Origin of the sequence: Ensifer sp. PDNC004 (genome assembly GCF_016919405.1) — a bacterium.
Taxonomy (GTDB): domain Bacteria; phylum Pseudomonadota; class Alphaproteobacteria; order Rhizobiales; family Rhizobiaceae; genus Ensifer.
Map to the genome: position 1 here is coordinate 895,343 of NZ_CP070353.1, position 16,375 is coordinate 911,717.

15 protein-coding genes and 1 riboswitch are annotated in these 16,375 nt (G+C 62.3%); of the genes, 11 read left to right on the forward strand and 4 right to left on the reverse strand.

The genetic code is table 11. The features are described from left to right. The first annotated feature begins 193 nt into the window (after positions 1 to 193). The 9 genes from JVX98_RS12295 to JVX98_RS12335 all read left to right on the forward strand — a co-directional run bounded on the left by JVX98_RS12295 (position 194) and on the right by JVX98_RS12335 (position 9,471). Positions 194 to 1,360, forward strand: a complete 1,167-nt coding sequence (locus tag JVX98_RS12295; RefSeq protein ID WP_205238754.1) for a cysteine desulfurase family protein — start codon at positions 194 to 196, stop codon at positions 1,358 to 1,360. A 151-nt stretch (positions 1,361 to 1,511) separates the two neighbouring features. After that, positions 1,512 to 2,981: a Fe-S cluster assembly protein SufB gene (gene sufB, locus JVX98_RS12300; RefSeq protein WP_205238755.1), complete on the forward strand. Its 1,470-nt coding sequence runs from the start codon at positions 1,512 to 1,514 to the stop codon at positions 2,979 to 2,981. A gap of 80 nt (positions 2,982 to 3,061) precedes the next feature. Continuing rightward, entirely contained in the window at positions 3,062 to 3,817 is a 756-nt protein-coding gene (gene sufC, locus JVX98_RS12305; RefSeq protein WP_043614649.1) for a Fe-S cluster assembly ATPase SufC, read from the forward strand. A gap of 22 nt (positions 3,818 to 3,839) precedes the next feature. Continuing rightward, entirely contained in the window at positions 3,840 to 5,120 is a 1,281-nt protein-coding gene (gene sufD / locus JVX98_RS12310; protein WP_205238756.1) for a Fe-S cluster assembly protein SufD, read from the forward strand. A 130-nt stretch (positions 5,121 to 5,250) separates the two neighbouring features. Next, the gene (locus JVX98_RS12315) at positions 5,251 to 6,492 is read left to right on the forward strand and encodes a cysteine desulfurase (RefSeq protein WP_205238757.1); all 1,242 of its coding nucleotides are present in this window, start codon (positions 5,251 to 5,253) and stop codon (positions 6,490 to 6,492) included. 73 nt (positions 6,493 to 6,565) lie between these two features. Continuing rightward, on the forward strand, positions 6,566 to 6,946 hold the full coding sequence (locus JVX98_RS12320; RefSeq protein ID WP_043614418.1) for an SUF system Fe-S cluster assembly protein: 381 nt from the start codon (positions 6,566 to 6,568) through the stop codon (positions 6,944 to 6,946). 94 nt (positions 6,947 to 7,040) lie between these two features. Beyond that, on the forward strand, positions 7,041 to 7,433 hold the full coding sequence (gene sufA / locus JVX98_RS12325; RefSeq protein WP_034794319.1) for a Fe-S cluster assembly scaffold SufA: 393 nt from the start codon (positions 7,041 to 7,043) through the stop codon (positions 7,431 to 7,433). A gap of 92 nt (positions 7,434 to 7,525) precedes the next feature. After that, complete coding sequence (locus JVX98_RS12330; RefSeq protein WP_205238758.1) at positions 7,526 to 9,031, forward strand: ATP-binding protein; 1,506 nt, start codon at positions 7,526 to 7,528, stop codon at positions 9,029 to 9,031. 11 nt (positions 9,032 to 9,042) lie between these two features. Then, on the forward strand, positions 9,043 to 9,471 hold the full coding sequence (locus tag JVX98_RS12335) for a response regulator (protein ID WP_205238759.1): 429 nt from the start codon (positions 9,043 to 9,045) through the stop codon (positions 9,469 to 9,471). A 139-nt stretch (positions 9,472 to 9,610) separates the two neighbouring features. Here JVX98_RS12335 and gcvP read toward each other — a convergent pair whose 3' ends face one another. Genes gcvP through gcvT form a run of 3 tightly spaced genes read right to left on the reverse strand, consistent with a single transcriptional unit; the run spans position 9,611 to position 13,993 of the window. Further along, entirely contained in the window at positions 9,611 to 12,475 is a 2,865-nt protein-coding gene (gene gcvP / locus JVX98_RS12340) for an aminomethyl-transferring glycine dehydrogenase (RefSeq protein ID WP_192446183.1), read from the reverse strand. Continuing rightward, positions 12,475 to 12,837 (reverse strand): glycine cleavage system protein GcvH, encoded by a 363-nt coding sequence (gene gcvH / locus JVX98_RS12345; RefSeq protein ID WP_025427112.1) that lies wholly within the window; start codon positions 12,835 to 12,837, stop codon positions 12,475 to 12,477. The genes gcvP and gcvH overlap by 1 nt, the downstream gene beginning before the upstream one ends. Positions 12,838 to 12,853: 16 nt before the next feature. Continuing rightward, complete coding sequence (gcvT, locus tag JVX98_RS12350) at positions 12,854 to 13,993, reverse strand: glycine cleavage system aminomethyltransferase GcvT (RefSeq protein WP_205238760.1); 1,140 nt, start codon at positions 13,991 to 13,993, stop codon at positions 12,854 to 12,856. Positions 13,994 to 14,134: 141 nt separating this feature from the next. After that, positions 14,135 to 14,222, reverse strand: a riboswitch (glycine riboswitch). A gap of 162 nt (positions 14,223 to 14,384) precedes the next feature. Here gcvT and JVX98_RS12355 point away from each other — a divergent pair. Both JVX98_RS12355 and JVX98_RS12360 read left to right on the forward strand, forming a co-directional pair. Beyond that, positions 14,385 to 14,774 carry a hypothetical protein gene (locus JVX98_RS12355; RefSeq protein ID WP_205238761.1) on the forward strand — a complete coding sequence of 130 codons (390 nt, stop codon included), beginning with the start codon at positions 14,385 to 14,387 and terminating at the stop codon, positions 14,772 to 14,774. Positions 14,775 to 14,869: 95 nt separating this feature from the next. Further along, positions 14,870 to 15,856, forward strand: coding sequence for a DUF1775 domain-containing protein (locus JVX98_RS12360; protein ID WP_205238762.1), 987 nt, complete (start codon positions 14,870 to 14,872; stop codon positions 15,854 to 15,856). 21 nt (positions 15,857 to 15,877) lie between these two features. On the opposite strand, the gene JVX98_RS12365 is transcribed toward JVX98_RS12360, so the two are convergent. Beyond that, a complete protein-coding gene (locus JVX98_RS12365; protein ID WP_205238763.1) occupies positions 15,878 to 16,234 on the reverse strand; it encodes a hypothetical protein in 357 nt (118 codons plus the stop codon). Between the last annotated feature and the right edge of the window lie 141 nt (positions 16,235 to 16,375).

Consider the following 16,375-nt stretch of genomic DNA (forward strand, 5'->3'; position numbering starts at 1 on the left):
TTGGGTTCAGATCGCGATGAGTCTTGACGAAAGCAGTCAGCTTTTCTAAAACCTAGTTTAGAACCGTTCAAAACTTCTGTGCGGGCATTCCGCCTTGTGCTTCGTCTCATAAGGCAAGCGGCGCGGAAAATTCAAGGAAAATGCATCGCCAGAGGTTGCGGGCTTGTGACCTGTTGATCTAGCGAAGGAAATCATGTCGAGTTCGCGCATCTATATGGACTGGAACGCCACGGCGCCGCTTCTACCGGAAGCGCGCGAGGCTTGCCTGTCGGCGCTCGACCTTCTCGGCAACCCTTCTTCCGTTCATGGCGAGGGCCGCGCGTTGCGCACGCTCGTCGAAAATGCCCGTCGCGACGTGGCGTTGCTCTGCGGCGCCAAGCCCGGCAGCGTCATCTTTACCAGCGGCGCCACGGAAGCGGCCAACCTGGTGCTGACGCCCGATTTTCGCATGGGCCGCACGCCGCTGAAGATCGGCCGGCTCTATGCCTCGTCGATCGAACATCCGGCGGTGCGCGAAGGCGGGCGCTTCCCGCGTGAAGCGCTCGGCGAAATCCCGGTGACATCGAATGGCGTCGTCGATCTCGAGGCGTTGCGGGACCTGTTGACGGCGCATGACCGCCAGCTCGGCTTACCGATGGTTGCGGTCATGCTGGTCAACAACGAGACGGGCATCATCCAGCCGGTCGCCGAGATCGCCGAGATCGTCCGCCCTCATGGCGGCATTCTCGTCGTCGATGCGGTGCAGGCTGCCGGCAGACTGCCGCTTTCCATCGAAGACCTCGGCGCCGATTTCCTGATCATCTCCTCGCACAAGATCGGTGGCCCAAAGGGCGCCGGCGCTCTGGTGGCGCGCGGCGAGGTCATGATGCCCGCGCCGCTGATCCGCGGCGGCGGACAGGAGAAGGGACACCGCTCCGGCACGGAAAATACGGTCTCGATTGCAGGCTTTGCCACAGCCGCCAGGAAGGCAGGCGAAGGTGTCGGCCAGCGCATGAGCCATGTCGGCGCGCTGCGCGACAAGCTCGAAGCCGACATGCTTGCGGCCGCGGCGGACGTCGTCATTCACGGCCGCGACGTTTCGCGCGTTGGCAACACGACCTTCTTCACGCTTCCTGGCCTCAAGGCCGAAACCGGACAGATCGCCTTCGATCTCGAAGGCGTGGCGCTGTCGGCGGGTTCGGCCTGCTCCTCGGGCAAGGTCGGGCAGAGCCACGTGCTGACGGCGATGGGTTACGATCCGCGCCAGGGCGCACTTCGGATCTCGATCGGCGAGGGCACGACACAGGCTGATATCGACCGTTGCGCCGCGGTCTTTGCAAAGGTAGCAGCAAGACGACGGATGCCCGGGCAAGCGGCCTGAGCGGAACGACCGGACGAAATTGCGGAAAAGCAATTTTCCGCTTGGCAAACAGGGTGAAAAGCGCCTTTTAGCCATTACATAAGCGGTGCGCCAAGTTCGCATCGTGTTGACAAGCTGCCGGACCTTGGATCCGGCAAGATTGGAGAACGACATGCCTGCCGTGCAGGAGACCATTGATCAGGTCCGTCAGATCGACGTGGACCAGTACAAGTACGGTTTCGAGACGACCATCGAAGTCGAAAAGGCCCCCAAGGGCCTTTCCGAAGACATCATCCGTTTCATCTCTGAAAAAAAGAGCGAGCCGGAATGGATGCTGGAGTGGCGCCTTGAGGCCTATCGCCGCTGGCTGACGCTCGAAGAGCCCACCTGGGCGCGCGTCAACTATCCGAAGATCGACTTCAACGAGATCTACTATTACGCCGCTCCCAAGGGCGTAACGGGTCCGAAGTCGCTCGACGAGGTCGACCCGGAAATCCTCAAGGTCTACGAGAAGCTCGGCATTCCGCTGAAGGAACAGGAAATCCTCGCCGGCGTGCAGAAGTCCAAGATCGCCGTCGATGCCGTTTTCGACAGCGTCTCGGTCGTCACCACCTTCAAGGAAGAGCTGAAGAAGGCCGGCGTGATCTTCATGTCGATCTCCGAGGCGATCCGCGAGCATCCGGATCTGGTGAAGAAGTATCTCGGTTCGGTCGTTCCGACGACCGACAACTATTATGCGACGCTGAACTCGGCTGTCTTCACCGACGGCTCCTTCGTCTACGTGCCGAAGAGTGTGCGTTGCCCGATGGAACTGTCGACCTACTTCCGCATCAACGAGAAGAACACCGGCCAGTTCGAGCGCACGCTGATCATCTGCGAAGAGGGCGCCTACGTGTCCTATCTCGAGGGCTGCACGGCGCCTCAGCGCGACGAGAACCAGCTTCACGCTGCCGTCGTCGAACTCGTTGCGCTCGATGACGCCGAGATCAAGTACTCGACGGTGCAGAACTGGTATCCGGGCGACAAGGAAGGCAAGGGCGGCATCTACAACTTCGTCACCAAGCGTGGCGATTGCCGTGGCAAGAACTCCAAGATCTCCTGGACGCAGGTCGAAACCGGCTCGGCGATCACCTGGAAGTATCCGTCCTGCATCCTGCGCGGCGACGGTTCGCGCGGCGAGTTCTACTCGATCGCCGTTTCGAACGGTCACCAGCAGATCGACAGCGGCACCAAGATGATCCACCTCGGCAAGAATACGTCGAGCCGCATCGTCTCGAAGGGTATTGCCGCCGGCGTTTCGGAAAACACCTATCGCGGTCAGGTTTCGGCCCACCGCAAGGCCGAGAACGCCCGCAACTTCACCCAGTGCGATTCTCTCCTGATCGGCGACAAGTGCGGCGCGCACACCGTTCCTTACATCGAGGCGAAGAACTCGACGGCGCAGTTCGAGCACGAGGCGACCACGTCGAAGATTTCCGAGGACCAGCTGTTCTACTGCCTGCAGCGCGGCATTCCGACCGAGGCGGCGATCGCACTGATCGTCAACGGCTTCGTCAAGGAAGTGATCCAGGAACTGCCGATGGAATTCGCCGTCGAAGCGCAGAAGCTGATCGGCATCTCGCTCGAAGGCTCGGTGGGCTAAGGCCCTGAACTGAAAATTGAATGGCGCGCACCAAGAGCTTGCGCGCGAACGAACGTTCGTTTCCCAAGAGGACGATAGAAATGCTTGAAATCAAGAACCTGCACGCCCGCATCGCCGAAGACGGCACCGAAATCATCCGTGGCCTGAACCTCACCGTGAAGGCCGGCGAAGTCGCCGCCATCATGGGCCCGAACGGCTCCGGCAAGTCGACGCTGTCCTACATCCTGTCGGGCCGCGAAGACTACGAAGTCACCGAAGGCGACATCCTCTATAACGGCGAGAGCATTCTCGAGCTCGACGCCGCCGAGCGCGCCGCCAAGGGCATTTTCCTGGCCTTCCAGTACCCGGTCGAGATCCCGGGCGTTGCCACCATGCAGTTCCTGAAGGTGGCGATGAACGAACAGCGCAAGTATCGCGGCGAAGACGAACTGACGACGCCGGAATTCATGCGCCGCGTCAAGGAAGCGGCAGCCGAGCTGAAGATCGCACCGGAAATGCTGCGCCGCCCGCTCAACGTCGGCTTCTCCGGCGGTGAGAAGAAGCGCGCCGAAATCCTGCAGATGTCGTTGCTTGAGCCGAAGCTTTGCGTGCTCGACGAGACGGACTCGGGCCTCGACATCGACGCGCTGAAGATCGTCGCCGACGGCGTCAACGCGCTGCGTTCGCCGGATCGCGCCGTCGTCGTCATCACCCACTACCAGCGCCTGCTCGACTACATCGTGCCGGACACGGTTCACGTGCTCTACAAGGGCCAGGTGATCAAGTCGGGCGACAAGACGCTGGCACACGAACTCGAAGCCAACGGCTACGCGGAAATCATCGAGGCCGCGGCCTGACGCCTGTCGAAGGAGTGTTCGAATGAATATGCAACAGGCAATCAAGATGACGGCGGCCGAAACGGCGCTCGTCGATGCCTATACCGCGCAGATCGGTGATCTGCCGGGCGACGGCTCCGTGCTCTCGGTTCGCGACACGCTGGTGCACGAACTGCGCACCGCCGGCCTTCCGACCCGCCGCGTCGAATCCTGGCACTATACCGACCTGCGCACGCTGCTGCGCGCGGTGCCGGCTGCCGACCCGACGGCTTTTGCCGATCGCGTCGACGCCCTGGTTCCGGGCTCGACGGTGTTTTCCGTCCGCAATGGCCAGGCAGAGGCCAAGGGCAGCCTGCCTGACGGCGTGACGGTTCGTTCCTACGTCGACAGCCTGCTCGACGGTTCGGCTGCCGCCGGCCTTGCGGTGCTCGGCTTTGACGACGCGATCGGCCGCATCAACGGCGGTCTCGTTCGCGGCGGTCTCGAAATCGCTGTCGCCGACGATGCGACGCTCGAAAACCCGCTGGAAATCCAGCTGGTTCAGAGCCTCGGCCAGGCGCACACCCGCTTCCCGGTCACCTTCGGCGCCAACGCCAAGGCAACCGTGATCGAGCGGCATCTGTCGACCAAGGACGCCGAGAGCTTCGTCTCCTCCGTCAGCGACGTGACGCTTGCCGAAGGCGCGGATGTCACCTGGATCATCCTGCAGCAGCAGGGTGCCGCCGATACCCATCTCGGCCAGATCCGCTTCGATCTCGGCAAGAACGCCAAGCTGCATCTCTTCGTCATCAACGCCGGCGGCAAGCTGGTGCGCCAGGAGATCCATGGCAAGACGAGCGGCGAGGGCGCGGATTTCAAGCTGCGCGGCATCAACCTGCTCGGCGGCGAGACCCATACGGACGTGACCTTTACGCTCGGCCACAACGTGCCGCACACGACCTCGACGGAGATCATCCGCAACGTCGTGTTTGATCGTGCCAAGGGCGTGTTCCAGGGCAAGATCCTGGTCGCCAAGGACGCGCAGAAGACCGACGCGAAGATGGCGTGCAACACGCTGCTTCTGTCCGACGACGCCGACCTGTCGGCCAAGCCGGAATTGGAGATCTTTGCTGACGACGTGCAGTGCGGCCACGGTGCGACGGTTGCCGATATCGACCACACGCAGCTCTTCTACCTGATGGCGCGCGGCGTTCCGGAAAACAAGGCGCGGGCCATGCTCGTCAATGCCTTCGTTGCCGAGATCGTCGAAGAGCTTGAAGACCACGAAGCGCTGGTCGAGGCACTGGAAGACGTCATCTCGACCTGGCTCGACAAGCACGCCTGACGGGCTCCTTGCGTAATTCCTTAAATCGGCAGCTATTTGAGGGTAAATTATGCAGCGGCTCAACATGTTGCAGCGCGCTTAGCGCGTCTTAAGGGACGCGCGGCGCTCCAGGGCAATTGGATTAAGAGACATGGAACACACTGTACCGGTGCCTGCCTACGACGTCGAAGCGATCCGCAAGGATTTCCCGATCCTGTCGAAAACCGTCTACGGCAAGCCGCTTGTCTATCTCGACAACGGCGCATCGGCACAGAAGCCGCAGGTCGTGATCGATGCGATCTCCCATGCCTATTCCAACGAATACGCCAACGTCCATCGCGGCCTGCATTTCCTGTCGAATGCCGCGACGGAAGCCTATGAGGCGGCGCGCGAAAAGGTGCGCCGTTTCCTCAACGCCCCATCCGTCGACAACGTCATCTTCACCAAGTCCTCGACCGAGGCGATCAACACGGTCGCCTATGGCTACGGCATGCCTGTCCTTGGCGAGGGCGACGAGATCGTGCTCTCCATCATGGAGCACCACTCCAACATCGTTCCCTGGCACTTCATCCGCGAGCGCCAGGGCGCCAAGCTCGTCTGGATCCCGGTGGATGACGACGGCGCGCTGCATGTCGAAGATTTCGTCAAGTGCCTGACCGACAAGACCAAGCTCATCGCCATCACCCATATGTCGAATGCGCTCGGAACCGTCGTTCCGGTCAAGGAAATCTGCCGCATCGCCCGTGAGCGCGGCATTCCGGTGCTCGTCGATGGCAGCCAGGGCGCCGTGCACATGCCGGTCGATGTTCAGGACATCGACTGCGACTGGTACGTGATGACCGGCCACAAGCTCTACGGTCCCTCGGGCATCGGCGTGCTCTACGGCAAGACCGATCGTCTGAAAGAGATGCGGCCGTTCCTTGGTGGCGGCGAGATGATCGAAGTGGTCACGGAAGACACCGTCACCTACAACGATCCGCCGCATCGCTTCGAAGCCGGCACGCCGCCGATCGTGCAAGCGATCGGTCTTGGCTACGCACTCGACTATATGGAAAAGCTCGGACGGGCAGCCATACAGGCCCACGAGGCGGACCTGACGGCCTATGCGCGCGAGCGCCTGTCGGCGGTCAACTCGCTCAGGGTCTTCGGCAATACGCCCGACAAGGGCAGCATCTTTGCCTTCGAGCTTGCCGGCATCCATTCGCACGATGTGTCGATGGTGATCGACCGCGCAGGTGTCGCCGTTCGCGCCGGCACGCATTGCGCCCAGCCGCTCTTGAAACGCTTTGGCGTCACCTCCACATGCCGTGCATCCTTCGGCCTTTATAATACCCGGGCGGAAGTCGATGCTCTGGTCGAGGCGCTGGAACACGCTCGCAAGTTTTTCGCTTGAGGAATAATATATAGAAGGTTCAAAGACTTCTCATAAATCTTTGAACCAGAAGAGAAAGTTCAGGAGGCCTGACATGAGCCTTGATGCTACGGAAGAAAAGATCGACGTTCGTGAAGGCATCGTCCATTCGGCGATTCCGGCCGAAGAAATTGCACGCCTCAGCGACGATATCATTGCCGCGCTGAAGACCGTCTACGACCCGGAAATCCCGGCCGACATCTTCGAACTGGGCCTGATCTACAAGATCGACATCGAAGACGACCGCATGGTCAAGATCGACATGACGCTGACCGCACCCGGTTGCCCGGTGGCGGGCGAGATGCCGGGCTGGGTCGAGAATGCCGTCGGCGCCGTCGAGGGTGTCTCGGGTGTCGAGGTCAAGATGACTTTCGATCCGCCGTGGACGCCGGACCGCATGTCCGAGGAAGCACAGGTCGCCGTCGGCTGGTACTGAGCCCTGCCATATTGATCCGTTAAGGCACGGATACTACATTTGATTCTGTAAGGCGCCGGGCCTTTACCCCGGTGACGACAAGGAGAATGAGCCCATGGGCTTTGCCGTGATGAGCCTGACCGATGCTGCTGCTGGCCGCGTGCGCGCGATCGTCGAGAATTCCGGCGCCGATGCCAAGGGCATTCGCGTCGGCATCAAGAAGGGTGGCTGCGCCGGCATGGAATATGCCGTTGATCTCGTGACCGAACCCAATCCCAAGGACGATCTGATCGAGCATCAGGGCGCCAAGGTTTGGATTGCGCCGGAAGCGGTGCTCTATCTGCTCGGCACGCAGATGGATTTCGAAGTGACGACGCTGCGTTCCGGCTTCACCTTCCACAATCCCAACCAGACATCCGCCTGCGGGTGCGGTGAATCGGTCGAGTTGAAGCCGGCCGATCTGGCGGCACTTGCCGCGCAGGGCGACGCCGTCGTGCGCGCCAACTAAGTTTTACCATTCCTTCAATTGGATAGGTCGGCCCGGTTTTCGCCGGGCCTTTTTTCTGCTGAGATACACGTCTATGGAATAGGGAGAGGGACATGGCGGCGTTGAACGAAGATCTCGTCTTCAAGGCGCTCTACGAAACGTTTCCCGATCCCGTGATTATCATCGACGCCGAGCGGATCATCCGTTCCGCGAACAATGCAGCGCTCCGCCAGTTCGGCTATCCGGCTGCGGAGTTCATCGACAAGTCCGTACGCCTGATCTACGCGACCGACGCGGAATACGCCAAGCGCCTGCAGAACCGGGCGGCGCGCGTGGACGAAACCGCGCCCCGATCCTCGAACTACCTTTATGTCCGGCGCGACGGCTCGACGTTTTCGGGGCATCTGCGCACGACGCCGCTGATCAACGACGCCGGCGAAGAACTGGCGCTCATCGGCATCATCAGAGACATTTCGGACCTGACCGAGGCCGTGAGCGAACGGCAGAAGGCTTCCGAGATGCTGAATGCGGCGCTCGAAGCGATGCCCGAAGGCTTTGCCATCTTCGACCGGGAGGAACGGCTGGTCGTCTATAACCGGGCTTATCAGGCGATCTGCGGGCCTGCCGGCCAGGCACTCAAGCCCGGCATCACCGCCGAGGAAATCCTGCTCTTGGCGCGCCAGGGCGGTCATTACCCGGACGCCTTGCCGGGCACGCGCGAAGGCGACGAGTGGATCGCCTCGCGGCTGCGCGATTTCCGCTATCCGGACGGAAAGCCGAAAATCCACCGCTATGCCGACGACCGCTGGCTGCGGGTTGAAAACATCAAGGCCAAGGACGGCAACACGGTCGTCGCGCGTGTCGATGTCACGGACCTGAAGCGCGCCGAACTCGCGCTCGAGCGGCAACGACAGGAACTGGAGCACAAGAACGAAGCGCTCGATCAGTTCACCGCCACCGTCTCCCACGACCTCAAGGCTCCGCTTCGGCACATCTCGATGTTCTCCGAGATGATCGAAGACGACCTCAAGGCAGGCAATCAGACCGAACTTGCCGAACATGCCCGGCACTTGCGCGACAGCGTCCGGCGCATGAACCGAGTGGTCGACAGTTTGCTCGACTATGCGCAGATCGCGCATCGCATCACCGACTGGACCGAGGTGAAGCTGAGCGACGTCGTCTCGGAGACGCTGGCTATCCTTGCCGGTGACGCCAGCGACGCCAACGCTACCTTCGATGTCGGCCCGCTGCCGGAACTGGAGGGGGATCCCGAGTTGCTGCGCCGCCTGGTCCAGAACCTGGTCGGCAATGCGATCAAGTACCGGCACGCCGACCGTCGCCCGGTCATCCGCATTCACGGCAACAATTTGCACCAGACGGTGGAACTGGTGGTGGAGGACAACGGCATCGGCATCGATCCGCGGTTTGCGACCCGAATCTTCGAAGTGTTCCAGCGGCTGCACAAGGATGAGACGGTCTATGGCGGTACCGGAATCGGCCTGTCGCTCGCCAAACGCATCGCCGAAAGCCATGGCGGTTCGATCTGCCTTGACACGAGCTTCCGAGAAGGCGCACGTTTCATCGTGTTGCTTCCGAGGTGGCTGAGGAAGGCGAAGTAGGGCGGAACAAGGTGACCTCGACGCCAAAGCGATTGCTCTTGGTGGAAGACGACGCGCACGATGCGCGTTTCGTGATGCGCGCCTTTGCCCAGGTCGATAAATCGATCAAACTCGTTCTGGCGACCGATGCGGATGAGGCCCTAGGGCAGCTCGCCAGCGGGCATTTCGACTACATGCTGATGGATATCAAGCTGCCCGGCAGCGACGGCATCGAGCTTCTAAGGCGTGTGCGCAAGAGCCGCGCCACTGCGCTGATCCCGATCATCGTGCTGACGTCCTCGATCAATCCGGCCGACGTGCTTCAGTGCTACGGTGCCGGCGCCAATGCCTATGCGGCAAAACCCTCCTCGGTCATCGAGTATCGCCGCTTTGCCGAGGCCTTCATCCGCTTCTGGGTCGAAAGCACGATCCTGCCAGCGGGCATGAGCGCGCGCCGATAGCTGCGGCCCGCACGCTACGGGCGTGACACGTCAAGATCTCTGGGGAATCAGGCGGAGCGCAGATGCGGCGCATCCATCCGGGCGCAGGCGCGCCGGAAAGACAACCGGCGGAACATTGCTGCTCCGCCGGTCGATGTCGTTACTCTGCGGCTTCCGCGTAGCTTTCCAGCGGCGGGCAGGTGCAGACGAGGTTGCGGTCACCGAAGACATTGTCGACGCGATTGACCGGCGACCAGTACTTGTCGACCCGGAAGGCGCCCGGCGGGTAGCAGGCCTGCTCGCGCGAATAGGGACGATCCCATTCGCCCACCAGGTCTTCGACCGTGTGCGGAGCGTTCTTCAGCGGGTTGTTGGTCTTGTCCATGCGGCCTTCTTCGATCGCACGGGCTTCCTCGCGGATCGCCAGCATCGCCTCGCAGAAGCGGTCGATTTCGGCCTTGGTCTCCGATTCCGTCGGCTCGATCATCAGCGTGCCGGCAACCGGCCAGCTCATGGTCGGAGCGTGGAAACCGCAGTCGATCAGGCGCTTGGCGACGTCGTCGACGGTGACGCCGGCGCTTTCGACCAGCGGACGGGTGTCGATGATGCACTCATGCGCAACACGGCCCTTGGACGACTTGTAGAGCACCTCATAGGCGCCCTTGAGCCGGGCAGCGATGTAGTTGGCGTTGAGGATCGCCACCTTGGTCGCCTGGGTCAGGCCTTCGCCGCCCATCATCAGGCAGTAGCTCCAGGAGATCGGCAGGATCGAGGCCGAGCCGAAGGGAGCTGCCGAAACCGCACCGTCCTGGCCGTCCGTTTCCGGGTGGCCGGGCAGGTAGGGTGCCAGGTGCGCCTTGACGCCGATCGGGCCCATGCCGGGACCGCCGCCGCCGTGCGGGATACAGAAAGTCTTGTGCAGGTTCAGGTGGCTGACGTCGGAGCCGATGTCGCCTGGGCGGGCAAGGCCGACCATGGCGTTCATGTTGGCGCCGTCCATGTAGACCTGGCCGCCGTGCTTGTGCACGATCTCGCAGACTTCACGCACGTTCTCCTCGAACACGCCGTGCGTCGAGGGGTAGGTGATCATGCAGCACGAGAGGTTTTCGGCGTACTGCTCGGCTTTCGCACGGAAATCGTCCATGTCGATGTCGCCGTTTTCGCTGACCTTGATGACGACGACCTTCATGCCGGCCATCTGGGCCGAGGCAGGGTTGGTGCCGTGCGCCGAGGTCGGGATCAGGCAGACGTCGCGATGGGCGTTGCCCTGCGCGAGGTGATAGGCACGGATCGTCAGGAGACCGGCATATTCACCTTGAGCACCGGAGTTCGGCTGCATCGAGATCGCATCATAGCCGGTGACCGCGCAGAGCTTTTCCGACAGGTCCTCGATCATGTGCTGGTAACCAGCCGCCTGATCCTTCGGCACGAACGGATGGATCTCCGCAAATTCCGGCCAGGTGATCGGCAGCATTTCCGCCGTCGCGTTCAGCTTCATCGTGCAGGAGCCGAGCGGGATCATCGCCCGGTCGAGCGCGAGGTCGCGGTCGGACAGCCGGCGGATGTAGCGCGTCATCTCGCTTTCGGCGCGGTTCATGTGGAAGATCGGGTGCGTCAGGTATTCGCTGGTGCGCAGCAGCGCCTCCGGCAGACGGTAACCCGGCTCGAACTCTTCCACCTTGAAGTCGCCACCGAAGGCGCGCCAGACGGCTTCGAGCGTGACGGGGCGCGAGCGCTCGTCCAGGCTGATGCCGATCTTGGTTTCGCCGATCTTGCGCAGGTTCACTTCCTCGGCGACCGCGGTCTTGAGGATGATGCCCTGCAGCTTGCCGACTTCGACGGTGATCGTGTCGAAGAAGACATCCGGCTCAACGGTGTAGCCGAGCTTTTCGAGGCCCATGGCGAGACGAACGGTCTTCTGGTGAACGCTCTGGGCGATCGCCTTGATGCCCTTCGGGCCATGGAAGACGGCGTACATCGAGGCCATGACGGCGAGCAGTACCTGCGCGGTGCAGATGTTCGACGTCGCCTTTTCGCGGCGGATATGCTGTTCGCGGGTCTGCAGCGACAGGCGATAGGCGCGGTTGCCGCGGGCATCGACCGAAACGCCGACCAGACGACCGGGCATCGAACGCTTGTGCGCGTCCTTGACGGCCATATAGGCCGCATGCGGGCCACCATAGCCGACCGGAACGCCGAAGCGCTGGGTGCAGCCGATGGCGATATCGGCGCCCATTTCGCCAGGCGACTTCAAAAGCGCCAGCGCCAGCGGATCGGCGGCAACAGTTGCGATCGCACCGGTCTGGTGCAGACGCGCGATCAGGCCGGTGAAATCGTTCACCTGGCCGTAGGTGCCCGGATACTGGAAGATCGCTCCGAAGACGTCGACCGGATCGAGATCGGTGAAGGGATTGCCGATGACGATCTGCCAGCCGAGCGGCTCGGCGCGGGTCTTCAGCAGTGCGATCGTCTGCGGGTGGCAGTTTTCGTCGACGAAGAACGACTTGGCCTTCGACTTCGAAACGCGCTCGGCCATGGCCATGGCTTCAGCGGCTGCCGTCGCTTCATCGAGAAGCGAGGCGTTGGCGACGTCGAGGCCGGTCAGGTCGCAGACCATCGTCTGGTAGTTGAGCAGCGCCTCGAGGCGGCCCTGGCTGATTTCCGGCTGGTAGGGCGTGTAGGCCGTGTACCAGGCCGGGTTTTCCAGGATGTTGCGCTGGATAACAGGCGGCGTGATCGTGCCGTAGTAGCCCTGGCCGATCAGCGACACGAGCTTCTGGTTGCGGTTGGCCGTCTCGCGCATCTTGTCGAGCGCCTCGCGCTCGGTCATCGGCGCGCCCCAGGCAAGCGGCGTCTTCTGGCGGATCGACGGCGGCACGGTGTCGTCGATCAGCGCGTCAAGCGTCGGATAACCGACGACCTTCAGCATCTCGTCCATTTCGGCCGGCGACGGGCCGATATGACGCCGATTGGCAAAGTCATACGGCTTGTAGTCCGTAAAGGTGAAATCCTTGGGCATGCTCATCAGGCGACGAGCTCCTTGTAGGCCGCTTCGTCGAGAAGGGCGTCGGCTGCGTTCGGATCGGCAAGCTTGAGCTTGAAGAACCAGGCGGCGCCCTGCGGGTCGCTGTTGACCAGCGACGGGTCGTCGACGATCGCCTGGTTGACTTCGACGATTTCGCCGTCAAGTGGACAATAGACGTCGGACGCCGCCTTGACGGACTCGACCGTTGCCGCCGTGTCGCCCTTGGCGAAGGTGGAGCCGGTTTCCGGCAATTCCACGAAGACAAGGTCGCCGAGCTGGCCGGCTGCGTGCTCGGTGATGCCGACCGTTGCAACGCCAGCTTCGACCTTCAGCCACTCGTGTTCGTCGGTGAACTTCAACATTATCGCTCTCTCCTGATCAGCGTTTGTAGGTTTGTTTGACGAAGGGAAGGGCAGCGACCGCCAGGGGCAGGTACTTGCCGCGCACTTCCGCAAAAAGGGTGGTGCCGACGTCCGTGTGGCCGGCATCGACATAGCCCATCGCGACGGGGCCATCGACGGAGGGGCCGAAACCGCCCGAGGTCACCTGACCGACCGGGGTCTTGCCCTCGGCATCGGCAAAGAGATTGGCGCCGCCGCGAACCGGCGCGCGTCCCTCAGGTTTCAGGCCGACGCGGCGACGCGAGGCGCCGTCAGCGAGCTGCGAGAGGATGCGGTCGGCACCGGGGAAGCCGCCCGCCCGGGCGCCGCCGGCGCGTCGCGCCTTCTGCATCGCCCATTCGATGGCGCCCTCGACCGGCGTGGTCGTGGTGTCGATGTCGTTGCCATAGAGACAAAGGCCCGCTTCCAGACGCAGCGAATCGCGCGCGCCAAGACCGATCGGCTTGACATCGGGATGTTCCAGCAGCCGTTGTGTCACATCGACGGCGGAAGCTGCGGGAATGGAAATCTCGAAACCGTCCTCGCCGGTATAGCCCGAGCGCGAAATGATGCAGGTGACGTCGTGAAGGTCCGCTTCGGCGACATCCATGAAGCGCATGCCGGAAACATCGGCCCAGAGTTCGCCAAGAACGGCTTCGGCATGCGGTCCCTGCAGCGCGATCAGCGCGCGGTCGTCGAGCATGGTGACGTCGCAGGTGTCGGCAAGGCCGGACTTCAGATGCTCGAAATCCTGATCCTTGCAGGCGGCGTTGACAACGAGGAACAGGTGATCGCCGCGGTTGGCGATCATCAGGTCGTCGAGGATGCCGCCTTCGGCATTGGTGAAGATCGCATAGCGCTGCCGGCCTTCGCCAAGACCGAGAACGTCCACCGGCACCAGCTTTTCAAGCGCAAGCGCTGCGTCCTCGACCTTGCCGGACTTCGGACGCACGATGACCTGGCCCATATGCGAGACGTCGAAGAGACCGGCGGCAACACGGGTGTGCTGGTGTTCCTTCATCACGCCATCGGGGTACTGCACCGGCATGTCGTAACCGGCAAAGGGTACCATGCGCGCGCCCAGCGAAAGGTGCAGCGCATGCAGCGGCGTCTGTTTCAAATGAGGATTGTTTTCCAAATCCGGCCTCCAGGTCTGGCGCTCCCGCGCCGGCTCACACTTCCGGCGTCAATCGCCGTCGATTCGAGCCCCCTCTGTCCCTTTGCCTGAGATTGTTATCCCTTCGGCGAGCGTTAAAACGCTTCTCTCCAGAGTCCTACCGGCACCTTGCTGGTCCTTTGGCCTGAGAGTTTCCGGGGCGGTTGCTCCTTCGGCACCGGTTTGAGCCGGCTTCTCCCAACAAGATCGTCTCCAGATAACGGCGAAGGCGGGATGTTGGCAAGGGGGCGGTGTCGCGCTGAAACACATTTTTGTCGCACGACCAAAAGACGCAGCCGAGCCGGGTGCGGCAATTCTGCCTTTGCATTCTTCTCCGGTTGAGGATAACCCAAGACAGATACTGGGGATAACCATGACAGGGCGCGACGGAAAATTCGGGATAGCAGTGCGGCTGATCGCCGTCTTTGCGCTCGTTTTCCTGACCTTCGCCCACAAGCCGCTCAGCGCCAAGAAACTGAGCCCGGCTGAAATTTCCGCCTATCAGCTGCCTGACGGAACGATCGCTGAAATCTGCTTCGGCATGGATGGCGTCGACCATGAAAGCGGCAAGGGCCAGGCGATGGCCCCGATCTGCGAGGCCTGCCGTCTTTCGGGCTCCATTCTGCTGCCGGCTCCGCCAACCGAGAGCCTTCGCGCCGAAACGGGCGCGTGGCAGGTTTCTCCGATCGCCGCTGTAAACGCGGCACCCCATCAGCATCTGCGGCTGCTGCCGCCTTCGCGCGGGCCTCCAGCGCGCTCGTAATTCTCCTCTCGCATCCCAATACAATTTGCCGCGTTCAAGCGGCTTGGACCACCGGACATCGGGCAAAGCCCGGCGCGTGGTCAGGAGATTACGACATGACAAAGACCAGGATCGCTTCGCTTTCGCTCGGCCTTACCCTTGCCGCAAGCGGCATCGCCCACGCCCACGCCACCTTCGAGAAGGACACGGCGCCGGTGGAGAGCACCTTCAAGGCGGTGCTGCAGGTTCCCCATGGCTGCGACGGCAAGCCGACGACGGAAGTACAGATCAAGCTGCCGGAAGGTTTCGTCTTCGCCCAGCCGCAGCCGAAGCCCGGCTGGGAGATCGAGATCATCAAGGGCGACTACCAGAAAACCTACGACAATCACGGCAAGAAGGTCACATCCGGCCCGCTGGAGATCCGCTGGAAGGGCGGCAATCTTCCCGACGAATATTACGACACCTTCGTCGTGCGCGGCAAAGTCTCGGGCTTCGACAAGGAGACGGTGCTCGCCTTCCCGACCACGCAGCTTTGCGGCACCGAAGGCAAGGTCGTCTGGGACCAGGTGGCGGCCGAGGGCCAAAATGCGCATGACCTGAAAAGCCCGGCGCCGACCGTCACGGTAACGATGGCCGATGCCGCCGATCCGCATGCTGGCCATGGCGGGCATATGGCTACAGCCGGCGGCTCGGCGAAGGTCGGCGATCTCGATATCACCGGCGGCTCGGTTAAGGCCATGCTGCCCGGTGCCAAAGTCGGTGGCGGTTTCCTGACGATCAAGAACGGTGGGGCAGGTGAAGATCGGCTCGTTGCTGTCGAGAGCCCCGCGGCCGCACGGGTCGAGATCCATGAGATGAAGATGGAAAACGACGTGATGCGGATGCGCAAGCTGGACGACGGCGTGGCATTGCCGGCCGGCGAAACGGTCGAGCTCAAGGCCGGCGGCCTGCACCTGATGTTCATGGACGTGAAGACGCCCTTCAAGGAAGGCGAAACGGTTCCCGTCACGCTCGTCTTCGAAAAGGCCGGCAAGGTCGATGCGACTTTCCCGGTGGGCTCGGCCAAGGGCGGCGAGGCAGCCGGCGGCCAGAAGCATCATTGACCCGAGAAATCGCGATGCCGCTCAAGCGGCGTCGCTCTCATCCTCCTGGCCGGCGGGTTCATCCTGCCGGCCTTCGTTTTCCTGCTTCTCGGAACCACCGTCGTCGTCGCGCATGAATTCGAGATAGCGGCGCAGGGCTTCGGATTCCGAGCGCTCCGGCAGACGCCCGTCGGCCGTGGCCAGCATGAAAGAGAGGGGCAGGGCGCCTTTGGTGTTGGGGATCGAGACTGGCGTCAGCTTGGGCTCTTCGGTGCGCCGCGCCGAGAGCAACGTGATCGCTTCGTCGGTCGGACCGTCGCCACGCACGCGTGCGGACGGCTTCAGCGCTTCCGCCGCATAGGCCGCCGTCGTTGCGGATACTGTGACGATCTGAGTCACGTCTTTCCTGCCTTCCCGTTAGCAATCCACTCTTGTCGCTCAGTTTCACCTGAAGGCGAGTAAAAACTGGTGGTTGCATTTTAGGAAAACTCTAACGATGGTCGCCGCGACCCGTGCGGAGCGAGCCGGCACATCACTAAT

Excerpts from the sequence above, each read along its gene's own strand:
- JVX98_RS12315 (WP_205238757.1), top strand. The coding sequence starts at position 5,251 with ATGGAACACACTGTACCGGTGCCTGCCTACGACGTCGAAGCGATCCGC.
- JVX98_RS12330 (WP_205238758.1), top strand. The coding sequence starts at position 7,526 with ATGGCGGCGTTGAACGAAGATCTCGTCTTCAAGGCGCTCTACGAAACG.
- sufC (WP_043614649.1), top strand. The coding sequence starts at position 3,062 with ATGCTTGAAATCAAGAACCTGCACGCCCGCATCGCCGAAGACGGCACC.
- JVX98_RS12355 (WP_205238761.1), top strand. The coding sequence starts at position 14,385 with ATGACAGGGCGCGACGGAAAATTCGGGATAGCAGTGCGGCTGATCGCC.
- sufB (WP_205238755.1), top strand. The coding sequence starts at position 1,512 with ATGCCTGCCGTGCAGGAGACCATTGATCAGGTCCGTCAGATCGACGTG.
- sufD (WP_205238756.1), top strand. The coding sequence starts at position 3,840 with ATGAATATGCAACAGGCAATCAAGATGACGGCGGCCGAAACGGCGCTC.
- gcvP (WP_192446183.1), bottom strand. The coding sequence starts at position 12,475 with ATGAGCATGCCCAAGGATTTCACCTTTACGGACTACAAGCCGTATGAC.
- JVX98_RS12295 (WP_205238754.1), top strand. The coding sequence starts at position 194 with ATGTCGAGTTCGCGCATCTATATGGACTGGAACGCCACGGCGCCGCTT.
- sufA (WP_034794319.1), top strand. The coding sequence starts at position 7,041 with ATGGGCTTTGCCGTGATGAGCCTGACCGATGCTGCTGCTGGCCGCGTG.
- JVX98_RS12320 (WP_043614418.1), top strand. The coding sequence starts at position 6,566 with ATGAGCCTTGATGCTACGGAAGAAAAGATCGACGTTCGTGAAGGCATC.
- gcvH (WP_025427112.1), bottom strand. The coding sequence starts at position 12,837 with ATGTTGAAGTTCACCGACGAACACGAGTGGCTGAAGGTCGAAGCTGGC.
- JVX98_RS12360 (WP_205238762.1), top strand. The coding sequence starts at position 14,870 with ATGACAAAGACCAGGATCGCTTCGCTTTCGCTCGGCCTTACCCTTGCC.